Source organism: Polaromonas sp. P1_F4 (assembly GCF_056405675.1).
The window spans coordinates 34,820-58,190 of record NZ_JBFUBP010000011.1; the positions used below are offsets into that span (position 1 = coordinate 34,820).

Consider the following 23,371-nt stretch of genomic DNA (forward strand, 5'->3'; position numbering starts at 1 on the left):
GAGGTTGAAGAGTCGCGGTTGAGGGATGACGTTTCGCGCGGCGGGGCGTGTAGGTGCGCTCGCTGCACAGGAAGAAGTTTCGCGCGACAATCAGGACTTATTGGATGAATTCGTCCATCAAATCATCCTTACCGTCCAATCAAGTCTCAACGCCAGCCCACACATGACCACGCCCTCCGAAGGAATTGACCGGCTTTCCGCCCTGATGGAACGCTTTCGCGTGCGGGCCCACATGTTTCACAACGGGCCGCTGTGCGGCGTGACGCGCTTCACGCCAGAGGCCGGGCTGGGCTTTTTGCACGTGATGCGTCGCGGGACCATGGTGGTGACGCACCGCGCGGCAACGGGTGCGCCCAGGCGGGTGAAGGTGAGCGAGCCCAGCCTGGTGTTTTACCCGCGTCCGCTCGCGCACGACTTTCACAATGCGCCGGTGGAGGGCGCTGATTTCACCTGCGCAACGCTGGCATTCGACGGCGGCGCCAGCCACCCGCTGGCGCGTGCGCTGCCGGCCCTGGTGGTATTGCCCCTGGCGCGCGTACCGGGGCTGGAGCACACGCTGGCCCTGCTGTTTGCCGAGACCGCGCAGGTGCGCTGCGGCCAGCGGCTGCTGGCCGACCGATTATTTGAGGTGTTGCTGCTGCAACTGCTGCGCTGGCTGCTGGACCACCCGGAGGAAGGCAACGCACCCGAGGGTCTGCTGGCCGGGCTGGCCGAACCGCGACTGGCGCGTGCACTGGCGGCGGTGCATGAAAACCCGGGCCATGCGTGGAGCCTTGAGCGCCTGGCGCAATCGGCCGGCATGTCGCGCAGTGCGTTTGCACCGTTGTTCAAACAAAAAGTGGGGCAAACGCCCGCGAACTATCTGGCGACGTGGCGGCTGGCCGTTGCGCAGGCCGAGCTGCGCAATGGCCAATCACTCAAGGCCATTGCCGCGCAGCTGGGCTACGCCAACGCCTCGGCGCTATCACGCCTTTTTGCGCAGAAGACGGGTGTCTCGCCGCGTGAATGGGTCAAGGGGGTGGCGTAAAGGTGCGGGATTATGCCCAAGCATCCGGTTTGAGCATGTCGATGAGCCGACGCCGAATCGCGTGCCAGCGGGCAGGTCGCTTAGCGTGTCCCCACAGCCAGCAACACAAACCCACCGGCCAGCGCGAGGTTCTTGAAAAAGTGCAGGACCTGGTTGCGCAGCTCCTGCGGCGTGGCCTCCCAGAAGTTGTGGGCGAGGACGGCGTCGACCAGCAAGAAGGCCGCGGCGGCGAGAGCCAGCCAGCGCACCTGCCAGCCGAAGGCGAGCGCCAGGCCTGCGGCGACTTCGACCGCGCCGACGGCAGCGGCCGTGTAGTTGCGCTGTTTGGCTGAATCAAGGAAATGCGAAGCGCCAGGGCCTATAAAGGCCAGGGCCATCAGCGTGCGGTCCAGGGCAAGGACAAGCGCGGGGTTCATGGTAAAGGTCCTCTATATGGAAGCAGGTAGAAAGCGGATGGGGGCCTGCGCTGCCATCCGCTTCGAACTCAAGCTCAAGCCGCGCGGCGCACCACCGGTTTGAGCATGTCGGCGATGCCGATGCGGTGGGCGAACTCTTCGCGCACGCGTTCGGCCACCACGGTGACTTCACCGGCGCCGTCGTCGATGAAGTCGGTCACCGAGCGGAAAGGCCGCGTGCCGGCGGGCAGGCCGACGATGCGGGTGATGTCGTCGGCCACGGCTTGCGGGTCGGCGTGGTCGGGGCTCAGCGCCGAGAGGCGTTCGCCGACCTTGTCCATGACACCGTCGTAGCGCGCGTAAGCAGCCGTGACCGCTTCGTCGGCCGGCTTGCCAGCGCTGGGGAAGTGCGCCGTGCCTTTGGTGAAGGCGCCGGGCACCACGATGGAGGTCTCGATGCCGAAGCGGGCGAGCTCGTACGACATGGTCACGGCCATCGAATCCATCGCAGCCTTGGCGGCGGCGTAAGGGCCGAGGAAAGGCGGGAAGCCGCCGCGCACCGTGCTGCTGCTGACCCACAGCACCAAGCCAGCTTCGGCCTTGCGCATCGCCGGCAACACAGCGCGGTTCACGCGCTGGCTGCCCAGGAAGTTGGTGTCCAGCACCTTGACGATTTCTTCGGGCGTGTAGGCCTCGGCGGGCCCGACCACCAGGTGGCCGGCGTTGTGCACGATGACGTCCAGGCGACCTTGCTCGGCCATGATGTGCGCCACGGCGGCGTCTGCGGAAGCTTGCGACAGCACGTCGAGCTCAACAGCGCGCAAGTCAAAGCCGTTGGCAAAACTCCAGTCGCGCAGCTCACGCACCTTGGGTGCGTTGCGGCCCTGGATGTCGCGCATGCTGGCGTAGACGGTGTGGCCGGCCTGGGCCAGTGAGCGGACGGTGAGGTGGCCGATGCCGGTGGATGCACCGGTGACGAGGATGACGGATTTCATGATGGGTGTCTTTCTGGAAATGGTTTGAAAAGAGTGTTTGAGGGGTTAGAGAAAGTGCGCGTGCTCAAACAACGCCGCCGTTGGCACGGAGTGTTTGGCCGTTAACCCATGCTGCGTTGTCACTGACCAGGAAGGCCACCGCACTAGCGATGTCTTCCGGCGTACCCAGGCGTTCGAGGGGCGCCATCTTGGACATGCGCTCAATCGTCTCGGGGGTCTTGCCGTTGAGGAAAAGCGCCGTGGCCGTAGGGCCGGGAGCAATCGCGTTGATGCGGATGTTTTTGCCGCGCAGCTCTTTGGCCATGATGTTGGTGAAGGTCTCCACCGCGCTCTTGGTGGCGCCGTAGACCGCGTAGCCGGGCAGGGCCAGGCCGATCACGCTGGTGGAGAAGTTGACGATGCGGCCACCGGGCTGCAGGCGCGTGGCGGCTTCGCGCAGGGTGTTGAAGGTGCCTTTGACGTTGACGGCGAAGAGGCGGTCGAAGGTGTCGTCGTCGGTGTCGGCCAGCGCCGGCAGGCTGGGCGGCATGATGCCGGCGTTGTTGATGAGCACATCGACGCGGCCAAAGGCCTGGATGCTGTCATCGAACAGCTGCGTGACGGCGGCGGAACTGGCGACGTCGGCCTGCACGGCAACGGCCTGGCCGCCGCTGGCCATGATGGACTGCACAACGGCCTGGGCTTCTTCAGCCTGGCCGGCATAGTTGATGACGACGGCGTAGCCCTCTTGTGCCAAGCGCCGAGCGACGGCCGCGCCTATGCCGCGCGAGGCGCCGGTGACGATGGCCACCTGGGTGGCGTTGTTGCTGGAAGCGGTCATTTGAAACTCCTGATGGTTAAAAGTGGGTTGGTTCTGACCGCCCGGGGTGCTGCGTGTGTTGTGCGCCTTTGGTGAGCCAGTGAAGGTATTGTTCTATTCAATTCACGCACGATAAATACCGTAAACTTGCCATCATTGTTCAATAAATACCAACAATAGAAGCACGCGTTATGGACCGTTTTCATTCGATGCAGCTGTTCACCCGCATCGTCGAGCTGGGCAGTTTTACGAAGGCGGCCGACGACCTGCTGCTGCCGCGCGCCACGGTGACGCATGCGGTGCAGCAGCTTGAAAAACGCCTGGGCGCGCGGCTGTTACAGCGCACGACGCGGCATGTCAGCCCCACGCAGGACGGCGCGGCGTATTACGAGCGCTGCCTGCGCCTGTTGACCGACCTGGAGGAAGCCGAGTCGGCCTTTGTCAACACGGGCAGCAAGCCGCGCGGCAAGCTGCGGGTGGATTTGCACGGCACGCTGGCCAAGCATTTTTTGCTGCCGGTGATTGGTGATTTTTTTGAGCGCTACCCGGACATCGAGCTGGAGATCGGCATGGGCGACCGGCTGGTGGACCTGGTGCGCGAGGGAGTGGACTGCGTGCTGCGCGTGGGCGAGCTGGCCGAGTCCAGCATGGTGGGGCGGCGCGTGGCCTTGCTCGAACAGGTGACCTGCGCGAGCCGCGAGTACCTGGACAAACACGGCACGCCCGAGACGCTGGAGGCGCTGCGCGGCCACCGCGCGGTGAATTTTTTATCCAGCCGCACCGGCAAGGCGCTGCCCTTTGACTTCATCGTGGACGGCGCGCCGCGTCAGGTGCAGCTCAAGGGCCCGGTCGCGGTGACGGACGCCGACGCCTACAAAGCCTGCTGCGCCGCGCACTTGGGTTTTATCCAGGTGCCGCGCTACCACCTGGCCGCGCAACTTGAAGCGGGCACACTGGTGGAAGTGCTGGCCGCTTTCCGGCCCGCGCCCATGCCGGTGTCGGTGCTGTACCCGCACCACCGGCAACTGTCGCCGCGCGTGCGCGTGTTCGTGGATTGGGTTGCCGACGTCATGAGCCGGGCCGGATAGGAGCGGCTCAACTAGCGCGGCAACGCATAAGCCCGCACATAGTCCCCCGCACGCGTCCCCAGTGACCCATGACCGCCGGCCACTACTAGCAGGTATTGCCGGCCATCTGCGCCGGTGTAGGTCATGGGGGTGGCCTGGCCGCCGGCGGGCAGGCGGCTCTTCCAGATTTCCTTGCCGGTATTCACGTCATAGGCACGCAGGTAGTAGTCCAGCGTGCCGGACAGGAAGGCGACGCCGCCCGCTGTGGTCAGGGGCCCACCCAGGTTGGGCACGCCCATGCGGAAGGGCAGGGGCACGGGCGACAGGTCGCGCACAGTGCCGTTTTTATGCTGCCAGGCAATCGCACCCGTCGTCAGGTCGGCGCCGGCCACGTAGCCCCAGGGCGGCGCCTGGCACGGAATGCCTAGCGGCGACACAAACGCGCTGAGCTTGACAGCAAAGGGCGCACCGAAGTTTTCATTGAGCGAGGGCAGGCTGCCTTCGGGCCGCTCCTTGCCCTGCACCAGGAGGCTGGTGTCGTCGGTGCGGGGCACGAGTTTGGAGACAAAGGCCAGGTAGGTCGGCGTGGCGAAGACCATCTGCCGCTCCGGGTCCACCGCCACGCCGCCCCAGTTGAACACGCCGAAATTGCCAGGATAGATCAGTGAGCCTTGCGTGGAAGGCGGCGTGAAGCGGCCCTCATAACGCAGCCGGTGAAAAGCAATGCGGCAATAGAGCTGGTCGAACAGGGTGGCGCCCCACATGTCGCGCTCCGTCAGCGGCGGCGGGTTGAACGACAGCGCCGAGTTCGGCTGGGTGGACGCGGTGCGGTCGCCCTGCGCGGCTCCCTGCGGTGCCGCTGTTTCCACAACAGGCAAAAGCGGCGTGCCGGTGCGGCGGTCAAGCACAAAGATCTCGCCCTGCTTGGTGGGCTGGACCAGTGCGGGCACCCGGTTGCCGCCCACGGTAAGGTCTACCAGGCTGGGCTGGGCCGGCACGTCGTAATCCCACAAGTCGTGGTGCACGGTCTGGAAGTTCCAGCGCACCTTGCCGGTGGCCAGGTCCAGCGCGACGACGGACGACGAATACGTTTCCACCGCGGGGCTGCGCTGGCCGCCCCACTGGTCGGGCGGCTGGTTGCCCAGCGGCACATAGACCATGCCCAACGCTTCGTCGACGCTGGAAACGGACCAGCTGTTGGGCGAATTGGCGGTGTAGGTTTGCCCCGCCGCGAGCGGAGCGGTGGCGTCCGGCTTGCCGGAGTCCCAGTTCCAGACCAGCGCGCCGGTGTTGATGTCGTAAGCGCGGATCACGCCGGACTGCTCTTTGGTGGACACGTTGTCGAGCACCGTGCCGCCCACGATGATGAGCTTTGATGTCACCACCACTGGCGAGGTGGAGTAGTAGGCGCCGGGCTTGACGTTGGGCATGCCGGCCCAGAGATCGATCTGCCCCTTGCCGCCGCCGAAAGAGGGGCAGACCTTTCCGGTGTCGGGGTTCAGGGCAATCACGCGGCCGTCTGCCGTGGGCATGAACAGTTTGGCCGGGCAGTCGATGGACGCGGCGGCAACTGTCGCAGTCGCAGGGGCAGGCGGCTGGTAAGACAGGCCGCGGCAGGTCAGGTGCTGCAGTGCGAGCTTGCCCTGTATCTCGGGGTTAAAACGCCAGGCTTCCGCGCCGGTGGTAGCGTCCAGCGCAATGACGGACTGATGCGGCGTGCACAGGAAAAGCCGGTTGCCCACTTTCAGCGGGGTCACCTCGAAGGTGGTTTCTGCCGGGTCGCCAGGCTGGCCACGCATGTCACCGGTGCGGTACTGCCACGCCATTCCCAGGTTTTCCACGTTGTCGGGGGTGATCTGGCTGAGCGGCGAATACCGCTGCCCCTGGCCGGTACGCCCGTAGGCATGCCATTCGCCGGCGGGCACGGCATCCGCCGGGCGCGCGGCCGATGTGCCGGTGGGCGGCAGCGGCAGCATGCCCGTCACGCGGTTGGCATCATGCAGCCAGGTCGCCACCGACGCGATAAAAAAAAGCGCCAGCGCGGCACCCAGCGCCCACTGGCCGGCGCGCACGCCGGATTGGCCCGGCGCTTCGGACTGCATGGCACGGGCGAGCATGGGGGTAAGGAGAAAGAGACCGATGAGAAATGGCACACCCCCGCGCGCGGCCAGCGGCCACCAGTCCAGCCCGCCTTCCCACAACGCCCATGCCAGCGTGCCCAGCAGCAAGAGCGCGTAGCTCCACAGCGCTATCGGTCCGTACTGGATCAACAGCACGCCCGTCAACACAAATGCGAGGCCAGCCACCAGGTAGTACCAGGAACCTCCCAGCACCACCAGCCAGATGCCCGGCAAGGTCAGTATCAGTCCGATCAGCACGAGCACCAGGCCAGTGAAAAAGGCGGAGCGAAGGCGCGAGATAGCTGACACTTTTTATTCTTCCTGATGCGTCCGTACAGGCTCCCAATTTATTCCCACATTCGCCCGCCGCGCGTCAGCCGTGGGCTAACGCAGCTGTAGGCGACGCCAAGAAAACGACTGCGCGCAAACGGATGGATAAGAAAGATACAGAAAGAGATGTCTGTGCGGCGCTGATGCTGTGGCACCCGCGCGTCAGCCGGCCGCGCGGGCGCGGCGCGTTTTTCGCGCGGCGGCATGGGGTCGCAATTCATGCGGCTCCAGGTAAAACTGCGTGTTGCCGACCAGCCGCTCCACCGCGAGGTCGATGAAGGCCCGCGCACGGGCAGGCTGCGCATTGCGGCTGCCGTAGTAGACATAGAGGCCGAGATGCTCGGTGACATGCTGCGTCAACAGCGGCACCAACCGGCCGGCGCGCACCAACGGCGCAGCGGTGGCGCCGATCAGCTGGCCGATGGCCTGGCCGGCCACGACAGCGCGGGCTTCAAGGTCCACGTCATTGGTGAGGAAGGACGCGGCGACGGTACGGGCCACCACTTCTTCACCCACCTTGAACTCCCAGGGCATGGTCTTGCCGGTGCCCGTGTGGTGAAAGCCCGTGCAGCGGTGCCCGGCCAGGTCTTCGATGGTCTGGGGCGCGCCATGCTGCGCGATGTAGGCGGGTGACGCGCACACCACCAGTTGTAGCGGCAGGATGCGGCGCGAGATGATGCCGCCCGCGGGCGGCGCGCCGGCGCGAAAGCCGACGTCGACGCGGTCTTCCACCCAGTTGCCGATGCGGTCGTCCATCTGGATGTCGGGATCCACCTGCGGATAACGGCGGCAGTATTCCTCGAGCACGGGCCACAACACTTCGAGCATGATGGAGCGCGGCGCGACGATGCGCAGCGGCCCGGCAATTTCTTCGCGCGTGCGGCGGGCGCCTTGCAACGCCCGCTGCAGCGTCGAAAGGCCGGGCTGCGCGGCCTGCAGGAACTGCTCGCCTTCTTCGGTGAGGCTCAGGCTGCGCGTGGTGCGGTGAAAAAGGCGCACGCCCAGGTGCTGTTCAAGCTGGACCAGCGCCTGGCTGGCGGCCTGCGGCGTGATCGCCTGTGCAGCGGCGGCCTGGCGCAGGCTGCCGAGTTCGGCGGCCCGGACGAAAGTGGAAACGGCGCGCAATTCATTGAAGGCCATGGCGGCTCCTGGCGGTTTTACGGGAAGCAAGCCCCTGATTGTCACGACTAGCTTGATTATGAACTCACCGATTGTGGGCTATTCAGCGCTTAATCAAAAACCTACATTGCCCTCCTCAGCAACATTTTTTAAGGGGCAAGACCATGAATGCAAAGACTGACTTCAAACGTATCTGGATGATCACCGGCGCAGCGCGCGGCATTGGCGCGCGCATTGCCGAAGCGGCGCTGGCGCATGGCGACGCGGTGGTGGCGACTTCGCGCGACGCCGCCTCAGTGCAAAAAAGATTTCCCGCGAGCGACGCGCTGCTGGCATTGCCGCTGGACGTGACCAACGAGGCGCAGGCGGCGGCGGCCGTGCAGGCCGCGCTGGCACGTTTTGGCCGCATCGATGTGCTGGTCAACAACGCCGGCTACGGCCTGCTGGGCGCGGTGGAAGAAGCCACCGGCGACGAGGTGCGGCGCCTGTACGAGACCAATGTGTTCGGCCTGCTGAACGTAACACGCGCTGTGCTGCCAACCATGCGTGCGCGCCGCAGCGGCCACGTCATCAACATCTCGTCGCTGGGCGGTTACCAGTCCGGCCCGGGGTTTGGCGTGTACTGCTCGACCAAGTTTGCGGTGGAAGGCCTGACCGAAGCACTGCATGGCGAACTGGCGCCGCTGGGCATTCACGTCACCAGCGTGGAGCCGGGCTACTTCCGCACCGACTTCCTGGACAACGCCTCGCTGGCAGTGTCGCCACGTATCCTGGACGACTACGCCCAAAGCGCGGGCAGGGTGCGCGACGCTGCCAAAGAGATCAACCACAACCAGGCGGGCGACCCGCTGCGCCTGGCGCAGGCAATGTTGAAGTTGGTGGAGACCGACACCCCACCGCTGCGCCTGCCGATGGGCACCGACACGCTGAAAGTGATTGCAGACAAGCATGCGTTTGTGGAGGCCGAGGTGAAGGCATGGAAGGCGCTGTCGGCTTCGACGGATTTTCCGAAAGAAGCGCTGATGGCCTGAGTTTTTCAATGTCCTGTTGACTTGGCCCCTGGGTCCGCCTTCATGATGCTGAAAGTTCAAAAAGCAATGCTGAAGCAACCCAGAGGTCTCTCATGAATTCTTCCCGCGCGCACCCAGGCGCCTCCGAAGCGGCCAGGCGGCTTGGCGTATCGATCAAAGCCTTGCGGCTGTATGAACAGCGCGGCCTGGTAACGCCGGAGCGCACCGCCACCGGCTACCGGATTTATGGCCCCGCCGCGATGGCGCGTGCCGCCGAGGTGGTGACGCTGCGCAAGTTGGGCCTGAGCCTGGCTCAGGTGGCAGAGGCTTTTGTGGGTGACCCGCAAAGCCTGGAGCCTGCGCTTGCCTTGCACGAGGTGGCGCTCGAATCGGAAGTGCGCGAACTCGTAGACACGATAGGCAAGGTCCGCACGTTGCGTGCGGACCTTCTTCGCGGCAGGGCGCCGGGCCAGGGGGAGCTGGCGCGTGTGCTTCATCCTTATGCCAAATTCAGCGTGGGTTTTGAGTTGCCCTGGCCCTGGGGCGGCGAGTGGTTTGAGCTTGCCGGCATACGCCCGCTGAACTACATCATCGGGCCGCTTGGCAGCGGCAAGACGCGTTTGGCGATGCTGCTGGCTGAGCGGCTGCCGAATGCGGTCTTTCTGGGTTTGGACCGGCTGGACAACACGGACAAGGATGCTGCATTGAAGCAGCGTGTTGACAGGACACTGGCGTGGCTGGTGGATGAAGGAGCCGTAGTCTCGGAAGCACTGACCGCGCTGCTGGCGGGACTGGAAGCCGAAGGGCCCGCCGTCTTTGTGGTCGACACGGTGGAGCAAGGGCTGGACCAGGCCACGCAGGAAGCGCTCATCATCTACCTGCGCCAACGTGCCGGGCTTGGCGCACGCCCGCTTTTTCTGATGACACGTTCGTCGTCGATTCTGGATCTGGCGGCGATGGGCGCGGAGGAAGCCATCATCCTTTGCCCGGCCAACCACAGCCCGCCGGTTCGCGTCGTGCCCTATCCCGGCGCGCCGGGCTACGAGGCGGTGATGACCTGCCTGGCTACGCCGGAGGTCAGGGCACGCACGGCGGGCATGGTGGCCACGATTCCCAAAATGGCTTGACGGTTCAGCGTCGTTTTCACGCGGCGCAGCGCACCAGTTTCTTCGCTGGCCACAGCCGCACCACCAACGCTGCCGCCCCCGATACCGCGGCCATCACGCACACGCCCTGCCAACCGGCATGCGCCAGCACAACACTGCCGAGCCACGCACCGCCGGCCATGCCGCTGAACATGCCGATGAACAGCACCGCATTGAGCCGGCTGCGCGCGGCGGGTTCAATGCCGTAGACGATGGTCTGGTGCGCGATGAGCGTGGCCTGCGCGCCCAGGTCAAACACCACCGCGCCCAAAGCAATGAGCCACAGCTGGTTGGGTCCGAGGGCCATGGCGATGAAGGCCGCGACGACCAGCGCGGCGCCCAGCCGGGTCACGACTTCAGGGCCTTTGCTGTCGGCGATGCGGCCGGCCAGCGGCGCGGCTAGCGCACCGGCGGCACCGGCCAGGCCGAAGGCGCCGGCGGCGCCGCTGCCCAGGTTGAAGGGCTCTGCGTGCAGCATGATGGCCAGTGTGGACCAGAAGGCGCTGAAGCCGATGCTGATCAGGCCCTGGGCGACGGACGCGCGGCGCAGCGCCCCGTGACTCTTCCACAGCGTGGCCAGCGAGCCGAGCAACGCCAGGTAGGGCAGCTGCGTGGTGGGTGCAAAGCGCGGCAGGTGCCGCCACACCGCCACGCCCAGCAGCGCAATGCTGAGGGCCGCGGCCACGAACATGCTGCGCCAGCCAAGCTGCTCAGCCACGACGCCGGCCACCACACGCGACAGCAGGATGCCCAGCAACAGGCCGGTCATCACCGTGCCCACGGTTTTGCCGCGTTGGGCTTCGGGTGCGAGTGTGGCGGCGGCCGGCACGATGTCTTGCGCCAGCGTGGCCGCAAGACCGATCGCGAGGCTGGCCAGTGCGAGCACCGCCACGGACGGCGCGGCGGCGGCGAGCAGCAACGCCAGCACCAGAGCGGCGGCCTTGCCGAGGATGATGCGCCGGCGGTCATAGCGGTCGCCCAGCGGCGCGAGTAGCCCGATGCCCAGCGCGTAACCGAGCGTTGTCAGTGTGGGCACCAGGCCGATGGCGGCGGGGGTGGACTTGAATTCAGCAAGCAGCAAGGCCAGCATGGGCTGGCTGTAATAGAGCGAAGCCGCGGCCAGGCCGGCACCGGTGGCGAGCAGGAGAATCAATGGGAACGGCAAGCCGGGCCCGGTTTGGTCATGCGTATTAGCTGTAGAAGTCATGAGGAAAATCCCGATTTGATGCAGGACGCGAGTATGCGGGCGGGGTTTTGCGCTGTGAAGGCTGCTATTGGGCACAATGGCCATACGCAAAACGCATAAGCAACCTGGGGTACCTCATGAAAACCGCGCCGGACCGGATCGAACTCATGCAGACCTTTGTGCGCATCGTGGAGGCGGGTAGCCTGTCCGCCGCCGCAGCGCAGATGAACGCCACGCAACCCACAGTCAGCCGGCGCCTTCAGGCGCTGGAACGTTCGCTGGGCCTGAAGCTGCTGCAGCGCTCCACCCACGCGATGAAACTGACGGAGGGCGGCGAGCGCTGCTTTGCCCGTGCCAAGGAGCTGCTGGGCAACTGGGGGGCTTTTGAGGCCGACTTGCGCGGCACCCAGGAAGTGCCGGAGGGCACGCTGCGTGTGGTGGTGCCGCATGCGCTGGGCCAGCAGCAGCTGGTGGGGCCGGTGGTCGACTATTTGCGGCGCCACGAACGCGTCACGGTGGAATGGCTGCTGCATGACGGCACGCCCGACTTCATCACGCAAGGCATCGACTGCGCGGTGCATGTGGGCGCGGTGGAAGACCCCTCCCTGGTGGCTGTGAAGATCGCTGAAGTCCGGCGCATCGTGGTGGCAGCCCCCTCATTGCTGCAAGACAAACCGCCGCCGCTGCATCCCACCGGTCTGCAGGCCCTGCCCTGGCTGGCGCTGCAAACCTTCTACCGCAACGAGGTGGTGCTGATCCGCCGCCACGCCGACCAGCGCCGCGAAGAGCACCGTTTTGCGATACAGCCGCGCCTGGGCACTGACAGCCTGTTTGCCCTGCGCAACGCCACGCTGCTGGGCCTGGGCGCGAGCATCGCTTCGACCTGGCTGGTGGCGGGCGACGTGGCCGAAGGCCGGCTGCTGCATCTGACGCCGCAGTGGTGCGCCGAGCCCTTGCCGGTCTACCTGATCTACCCCTATTCGAATTTTTACCCAGCCAAGCTGCGCCGCTTTATCGAAGCACTGCGCGAGGGATTGCCCAAGGCATGGGCCTGCCGGCCCGCGAGGACGGGGCCGGCGCAGCCTGATCGCAGCGCCTGGGAGAGGTCAGGCGCCGGCCGTGTTGCCGGCCTGCTCTTGCAGCCATGAGGCAAACGCTTCAACGGCGCGATTGCTGTGGGCGGCAGCTGATCGTTGGCAAAGGTAATACCCGCGCGAGATCAGGACCCGGGTGTCGAAGGGCAAGACCAGCTTGCCGCTTTCGAGTTCGCTCTCGATGAGGCACGGCTGGATGACGATGGCCCCCATGCCGGCGCATGCCGCGACGATGAGGTTGTTGCCCAGATCGAACCCCGGGCCCAATGCTGGCTTGGGCTGCTTTAAACCTGCACCCTCCATCCACACGGCCCAGTTGTCGGGGTAGTTGATGTGATGAAGAAGGGTATGTGCGGCGAGATCCCGCGGATGCTGAATGCTTCGCGCAAGTGCGGGCGTGCAGGCGGGCGTGATCTCGTTGCCCAGCAGATAACGTCCGCGGATACCGCGTGGCCACCTACTTCCGGCACGCCTGAGCGCGATCCACAGGTCCACGTCGTCGCGCTTGAAGTCTTCGTCGAAATGGAATTGGCGCAGCTCCACCTCGACGTTGGGGTTCAAGGACTTGAATTGCGCGAGCCTGGGGACCAACCATCGCGTTCCGAGGGTTGGTATGACGCTCACCCGCACTTTGCGTTGCGATGACGCGCCTCCGAACTGGGTAACGGCCGCCTCCAGCCCGGCGACATGGGTTTCGACCAGCTTCTGGAATTCGCGCCCGCGGGCCGTGGGCACAACACCCGCCTGCTGGCGGTCGAACAGGCTGCAGCCGAGCCGTTGCTCCAGGCGAAGGATGGCCTGGCTGACGGCACCCTGCGTGACGGAAAGAACTTCCGCCGCGCGGCGAAAACTCCCCAATTGGCAGACCCCGAGAAACGCGTGCAGTTCAGCCAGCGACGGCGACTTGAATTTCATGGCCGTATTAGATCATCTAATCAGCAGCTTTGAAATTGTCGTTTGTCGCGCGGCACCCGCAGCGCCACACTACCGGCCATGAGCCAAGCCATGAAGAATCAAGCCGCATCCCGCGCCGAACCCGTCAAGATCGTCCGCCCCGTCGTCGACCCCATTGCACTGGTGTGCGACTCTCCCCACAGCGGCACCTACTATCCGCAGGACTTCGATTTCTCGATTGAATTGCAGCAACTGCGGCAGTGCGAAGACACGCTGATCGAGCAGCTTTGGGACGCCGCACCGCTGGTCGGCGCGACGCTGGTGCATGCGACGTTTCCGCGCAGCTACATCGACCCCAACCGCAGTGAGGACGACATCGACCTTGCGATGCTGGACGGAGAGTGGGCTGAGCCGGTGGCCCCTTCTCAACCCTGCCTGCGGCTGGGTAACGGCCTGGTGTTCAGCAAGACGCCGACGCTACAGCCGATCTATAGCCGCCGGCTTCATGCCAGCGAAATCAAACACCGGATTGAAAGCTGCTGGCGGCCGTATCGCCATGCGCTAGAGGACGCGCTGGCCCAGTCAAGCACCCCGCAGGGTGAACGGTGGCACCTCAACCTTCATTCCATGCCAAGCAACGCGTATGTGCGCCTGGGGCTGCCGGACAAGCCGCTGGCCGACATCGTGCTGGGCAACCTGCATGGCGCCAGCTGCAGCGCGGCTTTCGCTGACTTCGTCGGGGAAGCGTTCAAGCGGCAAGGCTATACCGTCGCGCTGAACGATCCTTACGCAGGGCAAGACCTGGTGCGCACTCTTGGCCGGCCCGCACACGGACAGCACAGCCTGCAGATCGAGATCAACAGGTCTCTCTACCTCAACGAAACAACACGCGAACCGAAGCGGCAGTTTCCTGAACTCAAGAAGCGCATTCACCTGGTGCTGCAGGGCATCGCGGGGTACATCAGGGAAGAATCCATTCACCCGAAACGCCACGTCAACCTCAAGGACACAGCATGAACATCGTCCCAAGCCGTCGGAAATTCCTGGGCATAGCGGCCGGTGCGGCGGGCGCGGTGGCCTGCCCGGCATTCAGCCAGCCGCAGGCATACCCGAGCCGTCCCATTACCCTCATCGTGCCGTTCCCTCCCGGCGGGGCGGTGGACATCTCCGCGCGCGCAATGGCCGACAAACTGGGCAGGCTGCTGGGGCAGCCGGTCGTGATCGACAACAAGGCCGGCGCAGGTGGCGCCATTGGCACCGGCATTGTTGCAAAGGCCGCGCCCGATGGCTATACGCTGGTCGTCACTTCGCAGTCGACCCATGTGGTCAATCCGGCGGTGTCGCCCAACCTGCCTTATGACGCGGTGAATGACTTCGCCTACATCACGCTGATCGACAGGCTGCCGAACGTGCTGGTGGCCAGCGCCAAGCTTCCGGTCAAAAACTTCGCGGAGTTTGTGCGCTACGCCAAGGCCAACCCCGGCAAATTGAACTATGCCTCGTCAGGCAATGGCTCGGTGGCACATCTGAGCATGGAGCTTCTGAAGTCCAAGCTGGGTCTGTTCATCACGCACATTCCCTACCGGGGCGCCGGACCGGCACTGACGGACCTGCTCTCGGGGCAGGTTCAGCTGACCTGGAACAACCTGCCCTCCAACCTGGCCATGCTGCAGAGCGGAAGCCTGCGCGCATTGGCCGTCGCCTCGCCGCTGCGCGCGCCGCAGTTGCCGGACGTTCCCACCTTCGACGAACTCAAGCTGCCCGACCTGAACCTCACGTCGTGGACGGGGCTGGCAGCGCCGGCAAAAACGCCGGAGGCCATCGTGCAGAAGCTCTACGACGCAGTGCGCACCATCCTTCGTGACAAGGACACGCTGGAAGCCTGGCGCAAACGCGGCGCAATGCTGCCCGAGAACGTGCGGCCGGCCGAATACCGGCAGGAAGTGATCCAGCGGATCCGCTTCTTCAAGGACATCGCCCAGGCCAACAAGATTGTTCTGGAATAGCCGCATATGAATCTCCACCATCTCACCACGATGCCACAGCCAGACGGTTGACGCGCACGTACACGTACCTGTGAATTTGCTGTCCTGTTGAAGACGAAATCTTCTCGGGCCTGGGCGAACTTTGCCCGTGAATATCCATACGGCGGTGATTGATCTATCGCCATCAACAAAATGACTTGAGGAGTGAGGAATGAACTACAAAATGGTTTGCTTGGCAGCGGTTGCCGCCGGTGCAATAACCCCTGTTGCCGCGCTCGCACAGAGCACGGTGACGATTTACGGAAAAATCGATACGAGCTTTGAGAATTCGAAGACCGGCTCCGTATCGCAAGCGCTTGTTACGGGCAACGCGTCCCGGTTCGGCTTCAAGGGAACCGAGGACCTGGGCGGAGGGCTCAAGGCCTTCTTCGGGATCGAGGCTGCGATCTCTTCCGACACCGGGGCGACGACCTCGCCGATGTACCGCAACTCTTTCGTGGGGATAGGCGGTGACTTCGGAGTGGTCAACATCGGGCGTATCGACTCGGCCGCACCGAGCCGCACGCCAATCTATGCAATTCTCAGCCGCAATGTGGAGTACGTTATCCACGACGGCGGCGCCACCGCCATCGGTACATCCATTTTCAATGCACGCTCACGTGTGTCCAATGCCATCGGCTACGCCAGCCCAGTGATCGGCAACTTCGTTTTCCGCGCCGGCCACTACTTCAATGGTGAAGGCCTGACCGAAGCCCCGGCGGGCCCGATCCGGTTTGAAAGCGACTACAAGCAGACCGACGTCTCGCTGAGCTACGGTGAAGGCGGCGGCCCGTTGGGCCTGGGTGTCGGCTACGGAAAGGACAGCAAACGCGGGGGTGCCTTGCTCAATGATTTCAAGAACAAGTGGATGCTGGTGGGCTCCTACGACTTCGGCGGGATCCGGGCCTGGGCGGTTTACAACCGTGACAACTTTCAGGGCAATGCGCTGTCGCGCAGCAAGGTGGCGGCGCAGATGATCGGCGCCTCGTGGGACATCACGCCCAGCAGCAAGGTCATGGCCAACTACATCCGCAAGGATGTGCAAAGCGATCCTGCGGCCAAGCTCAAGCGCTTCCAGGCGGGCTACTCCTACAAGATGAGCAACCGCACTTCGCTGTACGCCTTCTACGACCGCAACGATCCCAACAACCGCGTCGCCAATGACGTGATCCGCGTTTACGGGGTTGGCATTCAGCACAACTTCTGAGCGCCCAGGCGTTGGCGTAAATAGCTGGTACACAAAGCCCGCCTCCGGCGGGCTTTTGTCATCAATGCACCGGCCAAATCTCGGGCGAATTCAATCAATGGGCGTCAACTCCCCCTAGTCCCCGCACAGACCCTTTTCAACCATGTCCAGCAGATGCTCGCCGATCTGCTGCATCTGCGGACCGATGAGAGGGCCCAGCGGGCCGTCGATCACCAGCATGGCCAGGCCGTGCACCGCCGACCAGGCGAGGAATTCGGCGCCAGGGCGGCGTTCGGGCGACAGCACACCCGCACTCACGAGTTTGTCGAGCGCGGCGCCCAGCAGCTCGAACGGGTCCAGGCCGCTTCCCCCTTTGCGCTCGGCATTGGCCGGCGCGCCCTGGGCCCTTTCTTTCAAATCATCCGAGGGGCCAAAGGCCGTGCGGAATAACCCGCTTTCCGCCTGCGCAAAACGCAAATAGCCGGCGCCGACGGCGCGCACGTTGGCGCGGGCGAATTCGGCTGGCGGCAAACCCCGGGGCAGCGCAGCCAGTTCGGCCTCCATCGCGCGGGCCACGGCCGCCAGCGCGGCTGAACGAACCGCATACAGCAAGGCCTGGCGGTTTTCGAAATGCCGGTAGGCCGCGTTGGGCGCAACGCCCGCGCGGCGCGTGGCTTCGCGCAACACCACGGCCCCGGGCCCGCCGGAGCGGGCCAGTTCCACCCCGGCTTCCAGCAGGGCACGCCGCAGGTCGCCGTGGCGGTAAGTGCTGCGCGGCGGCGGGACTGGCTGGGAAGGGGGCGCACTCGACATGGCTTGTTACTTATTTATGTGGACAGTGTTCATTATCTTTGCTATTCTTTTGTGGACGGTGTACACAATACTGCTGATTTAGCCACCGCACAAGGCCCGCAAGCCTTTAACGATTCTTTAAACGCTCTTCTTTCAAGGAACCAGACCATGCAGAAAATCACCCCCTTCCTGTGGTTCAACGACCAGGCCGAGGAAGCCATGAATTTTTATGTTTCGATCTTCAAGAACTCGAAGATCACCATGCTCAGGCGCTACGGCAAGGAAGGCCCGGGCCCGGAGGGTTCGGTCATGACCGGCAGCTTCCAGCTTGAAGGCCAGGAATTCATGGCGCTCAACGGCGGCCCGCACTTCAGCTTCACGCCGGCTATTTCGCTGTTCGTGGACTGCAAGACGCAGGAAGAGGTGGACGAGCTCTGGGACAAGCTCTCCGCGGGCGGGGCACCCAATCAGTGCGGCTGGGTCCAGGACAAATTCGGCCTGTCGTGGCAGATCATCCCCACCGCGCTCGGCGACATGCTGGGCGACAAGAACCCGGCCAAGGCCGGCGCCGCCATGAGCGCCATGCTGAAGATGCGCAAGATCAATATCAAGGAACTCCAGGAAGCCTATGACAGGGCCTGAAGAAGCACCTACTCATTCAATCATTCAAGGAGAAACCCGTGACGACCAAGATGTTTGTGAACCTGCCCGTGAAAAACCTGAACCAATCGGTGAAGTTTTTCACCGCGCTGGGCTTCAAATTCAACCCGCAATTCACCGATGAAAACGCCACCTGCATGATCGTGAGCGAGGAAAGCTTCGTCATGCTGCTGGTCGAGAACTATTTCAAGACCTTCACCCCCAAGCCGGTGAGCGACGCACGCAAAAGCACTGAGGTGCTGATCTGCCTTTCCTGTGACAGCCGTCAGGAAGTCGACGAGATGGTCAGCAAGGCCGTGGCTGGCGGCGCGACCACGCCCAACAAGGCACAAGACCACGGATTCATGTACCAGCACGGCTTTGAGGATCTGGATGGTCATCTCTGGGAGCTCGCCTGGATGAACGTTGAAGCCCACGCTGCGCAAATGAGTGCCTGAAAAAAATCCCCCAACCTTATCAACCCACGAAGGAGTCCATCATGCTGATCCAGTCTTACCTCTTTTTTAACGGCCGCTGCGAAGAGGCCATCGAGTTTTACCGCAAGGCGCTTGGCGCCGAAGTGAAGATGATGATGCGCTTCAAGGAGAACCCGGAACCCATGACCGAAGGCTGCGGGCCGGACGGCGGCGCCATCCCGGGTGAGAACATCATGCACGCCAGCTTCAGGATCGGCGAAACGGAAGTGATGGCCTCCGATGGCATGGGCAACGGCAAGCCGGAATTCAAGGGCTTCTCGCTCTCATTGACTGCGGCCAGCGATGCCGAAGCGCAGCGCCTGTTCAAGGCATTGAGCGACGGCGGCAAGGTAGAGATGCCCATCATGAAGACCTTTTACGCTTCGTCTTTCGGCATGGTGGAAGATCGCTTCGGCGTGTCGTGGATGGTCATCAAGCCTCTGCCCATGCCCTGATGGGAAGGCCCATGCAATTCCTGCTGATCATTTGCCACGACGCGGCCTTCGCGCCCACGCCGATGCTGGTGGCCGACATAGGCGCCTGGGTCCGGGACATGGAAAGCCGCGGCATCCTCAAGCACGGCAACCCGCTGCGCCCGCCCGGAGACGCGATGACGGTGCGGGTGCGCGGCGGCAAGCGCGCGGTAACCAATGGCTCCTTCACCGATAGCGCGGAAAAAATGGCAGCCTACGGGCTGATTGAATGCGCCGGCATGCAGGAGGCGATCGACATCGCAGCCGGCCATCCCATGGCCAGGGCCGCGACCATAGAGGTCAGGCCGGTGTGGTCCGACCTGCCGCGCATGGCGGCCTGAAAATCAACGATGAAATGAGTCTGCATGAAGCTTTATTACTCGGACACGCTGAACCCGCGAAAAACCTGCGCCGTCGCCAGGCATTTGAAGCTGCCGGTGGAGTTCATCTACGTGGCGCTGGAAAAAGGCGAGCACCGTACGCCGCAGTTCCGCGCAATGAACCCCAATGCCAAGGTGCCCGTGCTGGTGGACGGCACCACGACCTTGTGGGAGTCGAATGCCATCATGTGCCACCTGGCGGAGAAAGCCGGTTCCGACCTGTGGCCACGCGACCAACGCCAGACCGAGGTGATGCGCTGGCTGATGTGGGATGCCACCGAGTTCGCGCCGGCCGCCGGAACGTTTTATTTCGAGCACATCATCAAGCCGCGCTTCCTGCAGCGCGAGGCCGACCCGGCCGAGATTGCGAGGGTGACTCCGACCTTCGAGCGCTACGCAGGCGTGCTCGAAGCGCACCTGAAGGGGCGCGAATACCTCGTCGGCGACGCACTGACGGTGGCCGACTTTGCGGTGGCCATCACCCTGCCGTATGCCGAAAAGGCTCACTTGCCGCTGAACAATTTCCCGGAAATCCGGCGCTGGCACGACCGGCTCAATCAGCTGCCGGCCTGGCGTGAGCCCTTTCCCGAATGACGGCACGGTTAAGCACCTTGTACCCGCCGCTGAAAACAAAAAAGCCGGCGAGCGCTCACGCGTTCGCCGGCCCGTGCGAAAGAACCTTAGCGAGCAGGCGCGGGAACGATCACAACCGTGTCACCCGTGGCACCGGTTCTGCCGGTCTTTCCGGTGTCGCCAGTCGCGCCGGTAGCACCTGTTGCGCCTTCATAGCCGGTAGAGCCCGTCGCTCCAGTCGCACCGGTAGCGCCGGTCGGGCCGGGAATACCAACGCCAGCGCCCGTGGCTCCTTTGGCGCCGTCAGTGCCGGTGGCACCCGTGGCGCCCGCAGGACCCGCAGGCCCCGGCACGGTGACAACTGCCGCAGGCGGCGCGACAACCGTCCGCTCACAGGCAACAAGGCCCAACGTTGCGACCAGTGTGGATAAAAGTAATGCGTGTTTCATTGTCATAGTGATCCTCTGGGAAAATTCGCACCAAGGTGCGTCAACAGTTCGTTCCTGCCTTGACCGTGAACTGTTTTTTTTACGGATCATGTGCATGAAACCGATACCAGCCACAACGCTTTTGCTGAAGGTCACACATTCGAAAACCGCTAACGGCTGCCGTATGCCTGGCCCTCTTGAAAGAATCATTTCTGATGCAGACAACAGGATGAGTGCTCAAGGTACCCATTGGCAATCGCCCATGCTGTAGGACGGGCCCACGACAGCGTGTCCCGAATCGGCAGCATCGCCAACGCGCGCAACCACGTCCAGTAGTGCAAACTTCAAGCTGAACTTTCGCCAAAGCCGCGACCACTGCCAAAGCCCATTCTTCATTCACACCAGACAACAAGGCAAGGACATCCATGACTGCAACTTCTTCAACCAGCCCCGTGGCCGTCGTAACAGGGGGTGCACGCGGCATTGGTCTTGCCATCGGGCAATGGTTTCTGGCCAATGGTTACCGTGTGGCACTTCTGGATATCGACAGCGACACGCTGCTCCCCGCCGCTGCCGCCATTCAAGATGCAGGCCGCGTACTGGCGGTGCACTGCGACGTGGCCGACCCGGCACAGGTGCAATCGGCCATGGAGAAGGTGGACGCCCGCTTTGGCCGTATCGATGCGCTGGTCAACAACGCCGGCATCGCGGTGTTCAAGCCTATCGGTGAGACAACATTTGAAGAATGGCGCCGGGTTTTGGGCGTCAACCTGGACGGCGCATTTTTGTGCAGCCAGGCCTGCGCGCCCATCATGAAGCGCACGGGCGGCGGCAGCATTGTCAACATCGCGTCGATCTCGGGCTTGCGCGCAAGCACGCTTCGCGTGGCGTACGGCACCAGCAAGGCCGCGCTCATCCAGCTGACCAAACAGCAGGCGGTTGAGCTGGGCACCGTCGGCATCCGGGCCAATGTGATCGCGCCCGGGCCGGTGGACACGGAAATGGCCAAGCTGGTTCACAGCGTGGCGATCCGCTCGGACTACCACGACGTGATTCCGCTGGGGCGCTACGGCACCGTGGAAGAAATCGCATCGGCCGTGGGCTTTTTGTGCAGCCCGGCAGCCAGCTATGTCAATGGCCAGGTGCTGGCGGTGGATGGTGGCTTTGAGTCTGCCGGTGTCGGCCTGCCGACGCTGAGAAAAAACCAGGATGCCTGAGCGCACTGTCTTGAAAACCCTGCTCCCGGCTTTTTCAGCCTTGCTCTATAGAATGATTCGGGTCTCTTCTGGCGTCACATTCTGGCGCCGCTTTCTTGTCAGGATGCCGCGTGCAACCCATTATTTCCCTTCAGAAACTCAGCAAAACTTACGCTTCGGGCTTTCATGCGCTCAAGTCGGTGGACCTGGACATCCAGCGCGGCGAGATTTTCGCCCTGCTCGGCCCCAACGGCGCGGGCAAGACCACCTTGATCAGCATCGTTTGCGGCATTGTCAATCCGAGCTCGGGCAGCGTGACGGCCGATGGACATGACGTCGTTCGGGATTACCGCGCCGCTCGCGCCAAAATCGGGCTGGTGCCCCAGGAGCTTTCGACCGATGCGTTCGAAACCGTCTGGTCCACCGTGAGCTTCAGCCGGGGCCTGTTCGGCAAGCCGCCCAACCCGGCCTACATTGAGAAAGTGCTGCGCGACCTTTCGCTGTGGGACAAGAAGGACAGCAAGATCATGGCGCTCTCCGGCGGCATGAAGCGCCGGGTTTTGATTGCCAAGGCGCTGTCGCACGAGCCCACCATCCTGTTCCTCGATGAGCCCAGTGCGGGCGTCGACGTCGAGCTGCGCAAGGGCATGTGGCAGATGGTGAGGGAGCTGCGCGACAGCGGCGTCACCATCATCCTGACCACACACTACATTGAGGAAGCCGAGGAAATGGCAGACCGCATTGGCGTCATCAACAAGGGCGAGCTGATTCTTGTCGAAGACAAAACGGTTCTGATGCGCAAGCTGGGCAAGAAGCAATTGAGCCTGCAACTGCAAACGCCGTTGCAAAGCATTCCGCAGGCGCTGGCAGGGCTGCCGCTTGAACTGACGAAAGAGGGCCACACCCTGGTCTACACCTTCGACACTCAGACCGAGGAGACGGGTATTGCGGCATTGCTCAAGCAGCTGGCCGAACTCGGCATTGACTTCAAGGACCTGCATTCAAGCGAGAGTTCGCTCGAAGACATCTTCGTGAGCCTGGTGCATGCCGACAAACCGACCGCCCAGAAGGAGGCCGCATGAACTGGCACGCCATCCGCGCTATTTACCGCTTTGAAATGGCGCGCACCTTCCGCACGCTGATGCAATCCATCGCCTCGCCGGTGATCTCGACCTCGCTGTACTTCGTGGTCTTCGGCGCGGCCATCGGTTCGCGCATGGGAGACATCGACGGCATCCGCTACGGTGCCTTCATCATCCCCGGCCTCGTCATGCTGTCGCTGCTCAACGAGAGCATCTCGAACGCCGCCTTCGGCATCTACATGCCGAAATGGTCGGGGACAATTTACGAACTGCTGTCGGCGCCGGTGTCGTCCATGGAAGTGGTGATGGGTTATGTGGGCGCTGCGGCGAGCAAGTCCGTCATGCTGGGGCTACTGATCCTGGCAACGGCGCGCCTGTTCGTGCCTTATGAGATCGCGCACCCTTTCTGGATGCTGTGCTTCCTGCTGCTGACCGCGCTGACCTTCAGCCTGTTCGGTTTCATCATCGGGCTGTGGGCCGACAACTTCCAGAAGCTGCAGATTGTGCCGCTGATGGTGGTGACGCCGCTGACTTTCCTCGGTGGCGCGTTTTATTCGATCAACATGTTGCCGCCGCTGTGGCAGAAGATCGCCCTGTTCAATCCGGTGGTCTACCTGATCAGCGGATTCCGCTGGAGTTTTTACGGCGTTGCCGATGTCAACGTAGGCATCAGCGTGGCGGCCATCATGGGCTTTCTGGGGCTGTGCCTCGGCGCGGTGTGGTGGATCTTCCGTACGGGCTGGAAACTGAAGGCCTGAGGAAGGGGCTGGCGGCTGGTGAGAGCGCCCTGCAGATGCTATTGATTTTATAGCTGCTTGCGCCCGCCACATAAGGATTACAGGCATATTTTCCTTAAATTTCCAAGGCCAGGCCCGCCGGACGGGCTGGGGGCGCAGCTTGAAAGGACAGCGGCCAACCTCATATGCGTTCTTTGAAAGTTT

At 63.5% G+C, this 23,371-nt stretch carries 25 protein-coding genes; 16 read left to right on the forward strand and 9 right to left on the reverse strand.

The features are described from left to right. Positions 1-163: 163 nt before the first annotated feature. On the forward strand, positions 164-1,027 hold the full coding sequence (locus AC1DYQ_RS19325) for an AraC family transcriptional regulator (RefSeq protein ID WP_477688151.1): 864 nt from the start codon (positions 164-166) through the stop codon (positions 1,025-1,027). An 80-nt stretch (positions 1,028-1,107) separates the two neighbouring features. Here AC1DYQ_RS19325 and AC1DYQ_RS19330 read toward each other — a convergent pair whose 3' ends face one another. The 3 genes from AC1DYQ_RS19330 to AC1DYQ_RS19340 all read right to left on the reverse strand — a co-directional run bounded on the left by AC1DYQ_RS19330 (position 1,108) and on the right by AC1DYQ_RS19340 (position 3,237). Beyond that, positions 1,108-1,443: a DoxX family membrane protein gene (locus tag AC1DYQ_RS19330; RefSeq protein WP_477688152.1), complete on the reverse strand. Its 336-nt coding sequence runs from the start codon at positions 1,441-1,443 to the stop codon at positions 1,108-1,110. A 74-nt stretch (positions 1,444-1,517) separates the two neighbouring features. Beyond that, positions 1,518-2,417, reverse strand: a complete 900-nt coding sequence (locus tag AC1DYQ_RS19335) for an SDR family oxidoreductase (protein WP_477688153.1) — start codon at positions 2,415-2,417, stop codon at positions 1,518-1,520. A gap of 64 nt (positions 2,418-2,481) precedes the next feature. Continuing rightward, positions 2,482-3,237, reverse strand: a complete 756-nt coding sequence (locus tag AC1DYQ_RS19340; RefSeq protein ID WP_477688154.1) for a glucose 1-dehydrogenase — start codon at positions 3,235-3,237, stop codon at positions 2,482-2,484. Between the two features lie 170 nt (positions 3,238-3,407). Between AC1DYQ_RS19340 and AC1DYQ_RS19345 the strand changes: the two genes are divergently transcribed. Further along, positions 3,408-4,304, forward strand: a complete 897-nt coding sequence (locus AC1DYQ_RS19345) for a LysR family transcriptional regulator (protein WP_477688155.1) — start codon at positions 3,408-3,410, stop codon at positions 4,302-4,304. Positions 4,305-4,315: 11 nt separating this feature from the next. Here AC1DYQ_RS19345 and AC1DYQ_RS19350 read toward each other — a convergent pair whose 3' ends face one another. Together AC1DYQ_RS19350 and AC1DYQ_RS19355 are read right to left on the reverse strand one after the other, a co-directional pair. Next, complete coding sequence (locus tag AC1DYQ_RS19350; RefSeq protein WP_477688156.1) at positions 4,316-6,712, reverse strand: glucose/quinate/shikimate family membrane-bound PQQ-dependent dehydrogenase; 2,397 nt, start codon at positions 6,710-6,712, stop codon at positions 4,316-4,318. Between the two features lie 183 nt (positions 6,713-6,895). Continuing rightward, entirely contained in the window at positions 6,896-7,873 is a 978-nt protein-coding gene (locus AC1DYQ_RS19355; protein WP_477688157.1) for a LysR family transcriptional regulator, read from the reverse strand. Between the two features lie 143 nt (positions 7,874-8,016). Here AC1DYQ_RS19355 and AC1DYQ_RS19360 point away from each other — a divergent pair, with 143 nt between their 5' ends. Together AC1DYQ_RS19360 and AC1DYQ_RS19365 are read left to right on the forward strand one after the other, a co-directional pair. Continuing rightward, complete coding sequence (locus AC1DYQ_RS19360) at positions 8,017-8,883, forward strand: oxidoreductase (protein ID WP_477688158.1); 867 nt, start codon at positions 8,017-8,019, stop codon at positions 8,881-8,883. A gap of 92 nt (positions 8,884-8,975) precedes the next feature. Continuing rightward, the gene (locus AC1DYQ_RS19365) at positions 8,976-9,989 is read left to right on the forward strand and encodes a MerR family transcriptional regulator (protein WP_477688159.1); all 1,014 of its coding nucleotides are present in this window, start codon (positions 8,976-8,978) and stop codon (positions 9,987-9,989) included. A 16-nt stretch (positions 9,990-10,005) separates the two neighbouring features. Here AC1DYQ_RS19365 and AC1DYQ_RS19370 read toward each other — a convergent pair whose 3' ends face one another. Then, positions 10,006-11,214, reverse strand: coding sequence for an MFS transporter (locus AC1DYQ_RS19370; protein WP_477688160.1), 1,209 nt, complete (start codon positions 11,212-11,214; stop codon positions 10,006-10,008). A 116-nt stretch (positions 11,215-11,330) separates the two neighbouring features. Between AC1DYQ_RS19370 and AC1DYQ_RS19375 the strand changes: the two genes are divergently transcribed. Next, positions 11,331-12,341: a LysR family transcriptional regulator gene (locus AC1DYQ_RS19375; protein ID WP_477688161.1), complete on the forward strand. Its 1,011-nt coding sequence runs from the start codon at positions 11,331-11,333 to the stop codon at positions 12,339-12,341. Here AC1DYQ_RS19375 and AC1DYQ_RS19380 read toward each other — a convergent pair. After that, positions 12,300-13,202: a LysR substrate-binding domain-containing protein gene (locus AC1DYQ_RS19380; RefSeq protein WP_477688162.1), complete on the reverse strand. Its 903-nt coding sequence runs from the start codon at positions 13,200-13,202 to the stop codon at positions 12,300-12,302. The two genes, AC1DYQ_RS19375 and AC1DYQ_RS19380, sit on opposite strands and share 42 nt — an antisense overlap. 90 nt (positions 13,203-13,292) lie before the next feature. Here AC1DYQ_RS19380 and AC1DYQ_RS19385 point away from each other — a divergent pair, with 90 nt between their 5' ends. The 3 genes from AC1DYQ_RS19385 to AC1DYQ_RS19395 all read left to right on the forward strand — a co-directional run bounded on the left by AC1DYQ_RS19385 (position 13,293) and on the right by AC1DYQ_RS19395 (position 16,412). Continuing rightward, positions 13,293-14,198, forward strand: coding sequence for an N-formylglutamate amidohydrolase (locus tag AC1DYQ_RS19385; RefSeq protein WP_477688163.1), 906 nt, complete (start codon positions 13,293-13,295; stop codon positions 14,196-14,198). Beyond that, the gene (locus AC1DYQ_RS19390) at positions 14,195-15,187 is read left to right on the forward strand and encodes a Bug family tripartite tricarboxylate transporter substrate binding protein (RefSeq protein ID WP_477688164.1); all 993 of its coding nucleotides are present in this window, start codon (positions 14,195-14,197) and stop codon (positions 15,185-15,187) included. Before AC1DYQ_RS19385 ends, AC1DYQ_RS19390 begins: the two co-directional genes overlap by 4 nt. Before the next feature lie 190 nt (positions 15,188-15,377). After that, positions 15,378-16,412: a porin gene (locus tag AC1DYQ_RS19395; protein WP_477688165.1), complete on the forward strand. Its 1,035-nt coding sequence runs from the start codon at positions 15,378-15,380 to the stop codon at positions 16,410-16,412. 114 nt (positions 16,413-16,526) lie between these two features. On the opposite strand, the gene AC1DYQ_RS19400 is transcribed toward AC1DYQ_RS19395, so the two are convergent. Next, complete coding sequence (locus tag AC1DYQ_RS19400; protein ID WP_477688166.1) at positions 16,527-17,204, reverse strand: TetR/AcrR family transcriptional regulator; 678 nt, start codon at positions 17,202-17,204, stop codon at positions 16,527-16,529. 147 nt (positions 17,205-17,351) lie between these two features. Here AC1DYQ_RS19400 and AC1DYQ_RS19405 point away from each other — a divergent pair, with 147 nt between their 5' ends. Genes AC1DYQ_RS19405 through AC1DYQ_RS19425 form a run of 5 tightly spaced genes read left to right on the forward strand, consistent with a single transcriptional unit; the run spans position 17,352 to position 19,745 of the window. Beyond that, positions 17,352-17,825, forward strand: coding sequence for a VOC family protein (locus AC1DYQ_RS19405; protein WP_477670496.1), 474 nt, complete (start codon positions 17,352-17,354; stop codon positions 17,823-17,825). Positions 17,826-17,875: 50 nt separating this feature from the next. Beyond that, positions 17,876-18,280 (forward strand): VOC family protein, encoded by a 405-nt coding sequence (locus AC1DYQ_RS19410; RefSeq protein ID WP_477688225.1) that lies wholly within the window; start codon positions 17,876-17,878, stop codon positions 18,278-18,280. A 41-nt stretch (positions 18,281-18,321) separates the two neighbouring features. Continuing rightward, on the forward strand, positions 18,322-18,753 hold the full coding sequence (locus tag AC1DYQ_RS19415) for a VOC family protein (protein WP_457281969.1): 432 nt from the start codon (positions 18,322-18,324) through the stop codon (positions 18,751-18,753). An 11-nt stretch (positions 18,754-18,764) separates the two neighbouring features. Next, positions 18,765-19,112 carry a YciI family protein gene (locus AC1DYQ_RS19420; RefSeq protein WP_477688167.1) on the forward strand — a complete coding sequence of 116 codons (348 nt, stop codon included), beginning with the start codon at positions 18,765-18,767 and terminating at the stop codon, positions 19,110-19,112. 24 nt (positions 19,113-19,136) lie between these two features. Further along, on the forward strand, positions 19,137-19,745 hold the full coding sequence (locus tag AC1DYQ_RS19425; RefSeq protein ID WP_477688168.1) for a glutathione S-transferase family protein: 609 nt from the start codon (positions 19,137-19,139) through the stop codon (positions 19,743-19,745). Between the two features lie 86 nt (positions 19,746-19,831). Here the strand turns inward: AC1DYQ_RS19425 and AC1DYQ_RS19430 are convergent, their stop codons facing one another. Then, on the reverse strand, positions 19,832-20,173 hold the full coding sequence (locus AC1DYQ_RS19430) for a collagen-like protein (protein WP_477688226.1): 342 nt from the start codon (positions 20,171-20,173) through the stop codon (positions 19,832-19,834). A 404-nt stretch (positions 20,174-20,577) separates the two neighbouring features. Between AC1DYQ_RS19430 and AC1DYQ_RS19435 the strand changes: the two genes are divergently transcribed. The 3 genes from AC1DYQ_RS19435 to AC1DYQ_RS19445 all read left to right on the forward strand — a co-directional run bounded on the left by AC1DYQ_RS19435 (position 20,578) and on the right by AC1DYQ_RS19445 (position 23,188). Further along, entirely contained in the window at positions 20,578-21,369 is a 792-nt protein-coding gene (locus AC1DYQ_RS19435; protein ID WP_477688169.1) for an SDR family NAD(P)-dependent oxidoreductase, read from the forward strand. Positions 21,370-21,479: 110 nt separating this feature from the next. Further along, entirely contained in the window at positions 21,480-22,430 is a 951-nt protein-coding gene (locus AC1DYQ_RS19440) for an ABC transporter ATP-binding protein (protein ID WP_477649494.1), read from the forward strand. After that, positions 22,427-23,188, forward strand: coding sequence for an ABC transporter permease (locus tag AC1DYQ_RS19445; RefSeq protein ID WP_477649495.1), 762 nt, complete (start codon positions 22,427-22,429; stop codon positions 23,186-23,188). The genes AC1DYQ_RS19440 and AC1DYQ_RS19445 overlap by 4 nt, the downstream gene beginning before the upstream one ends. Positions 23,189-23,371 lie beyond the last annotated feature (183 nt).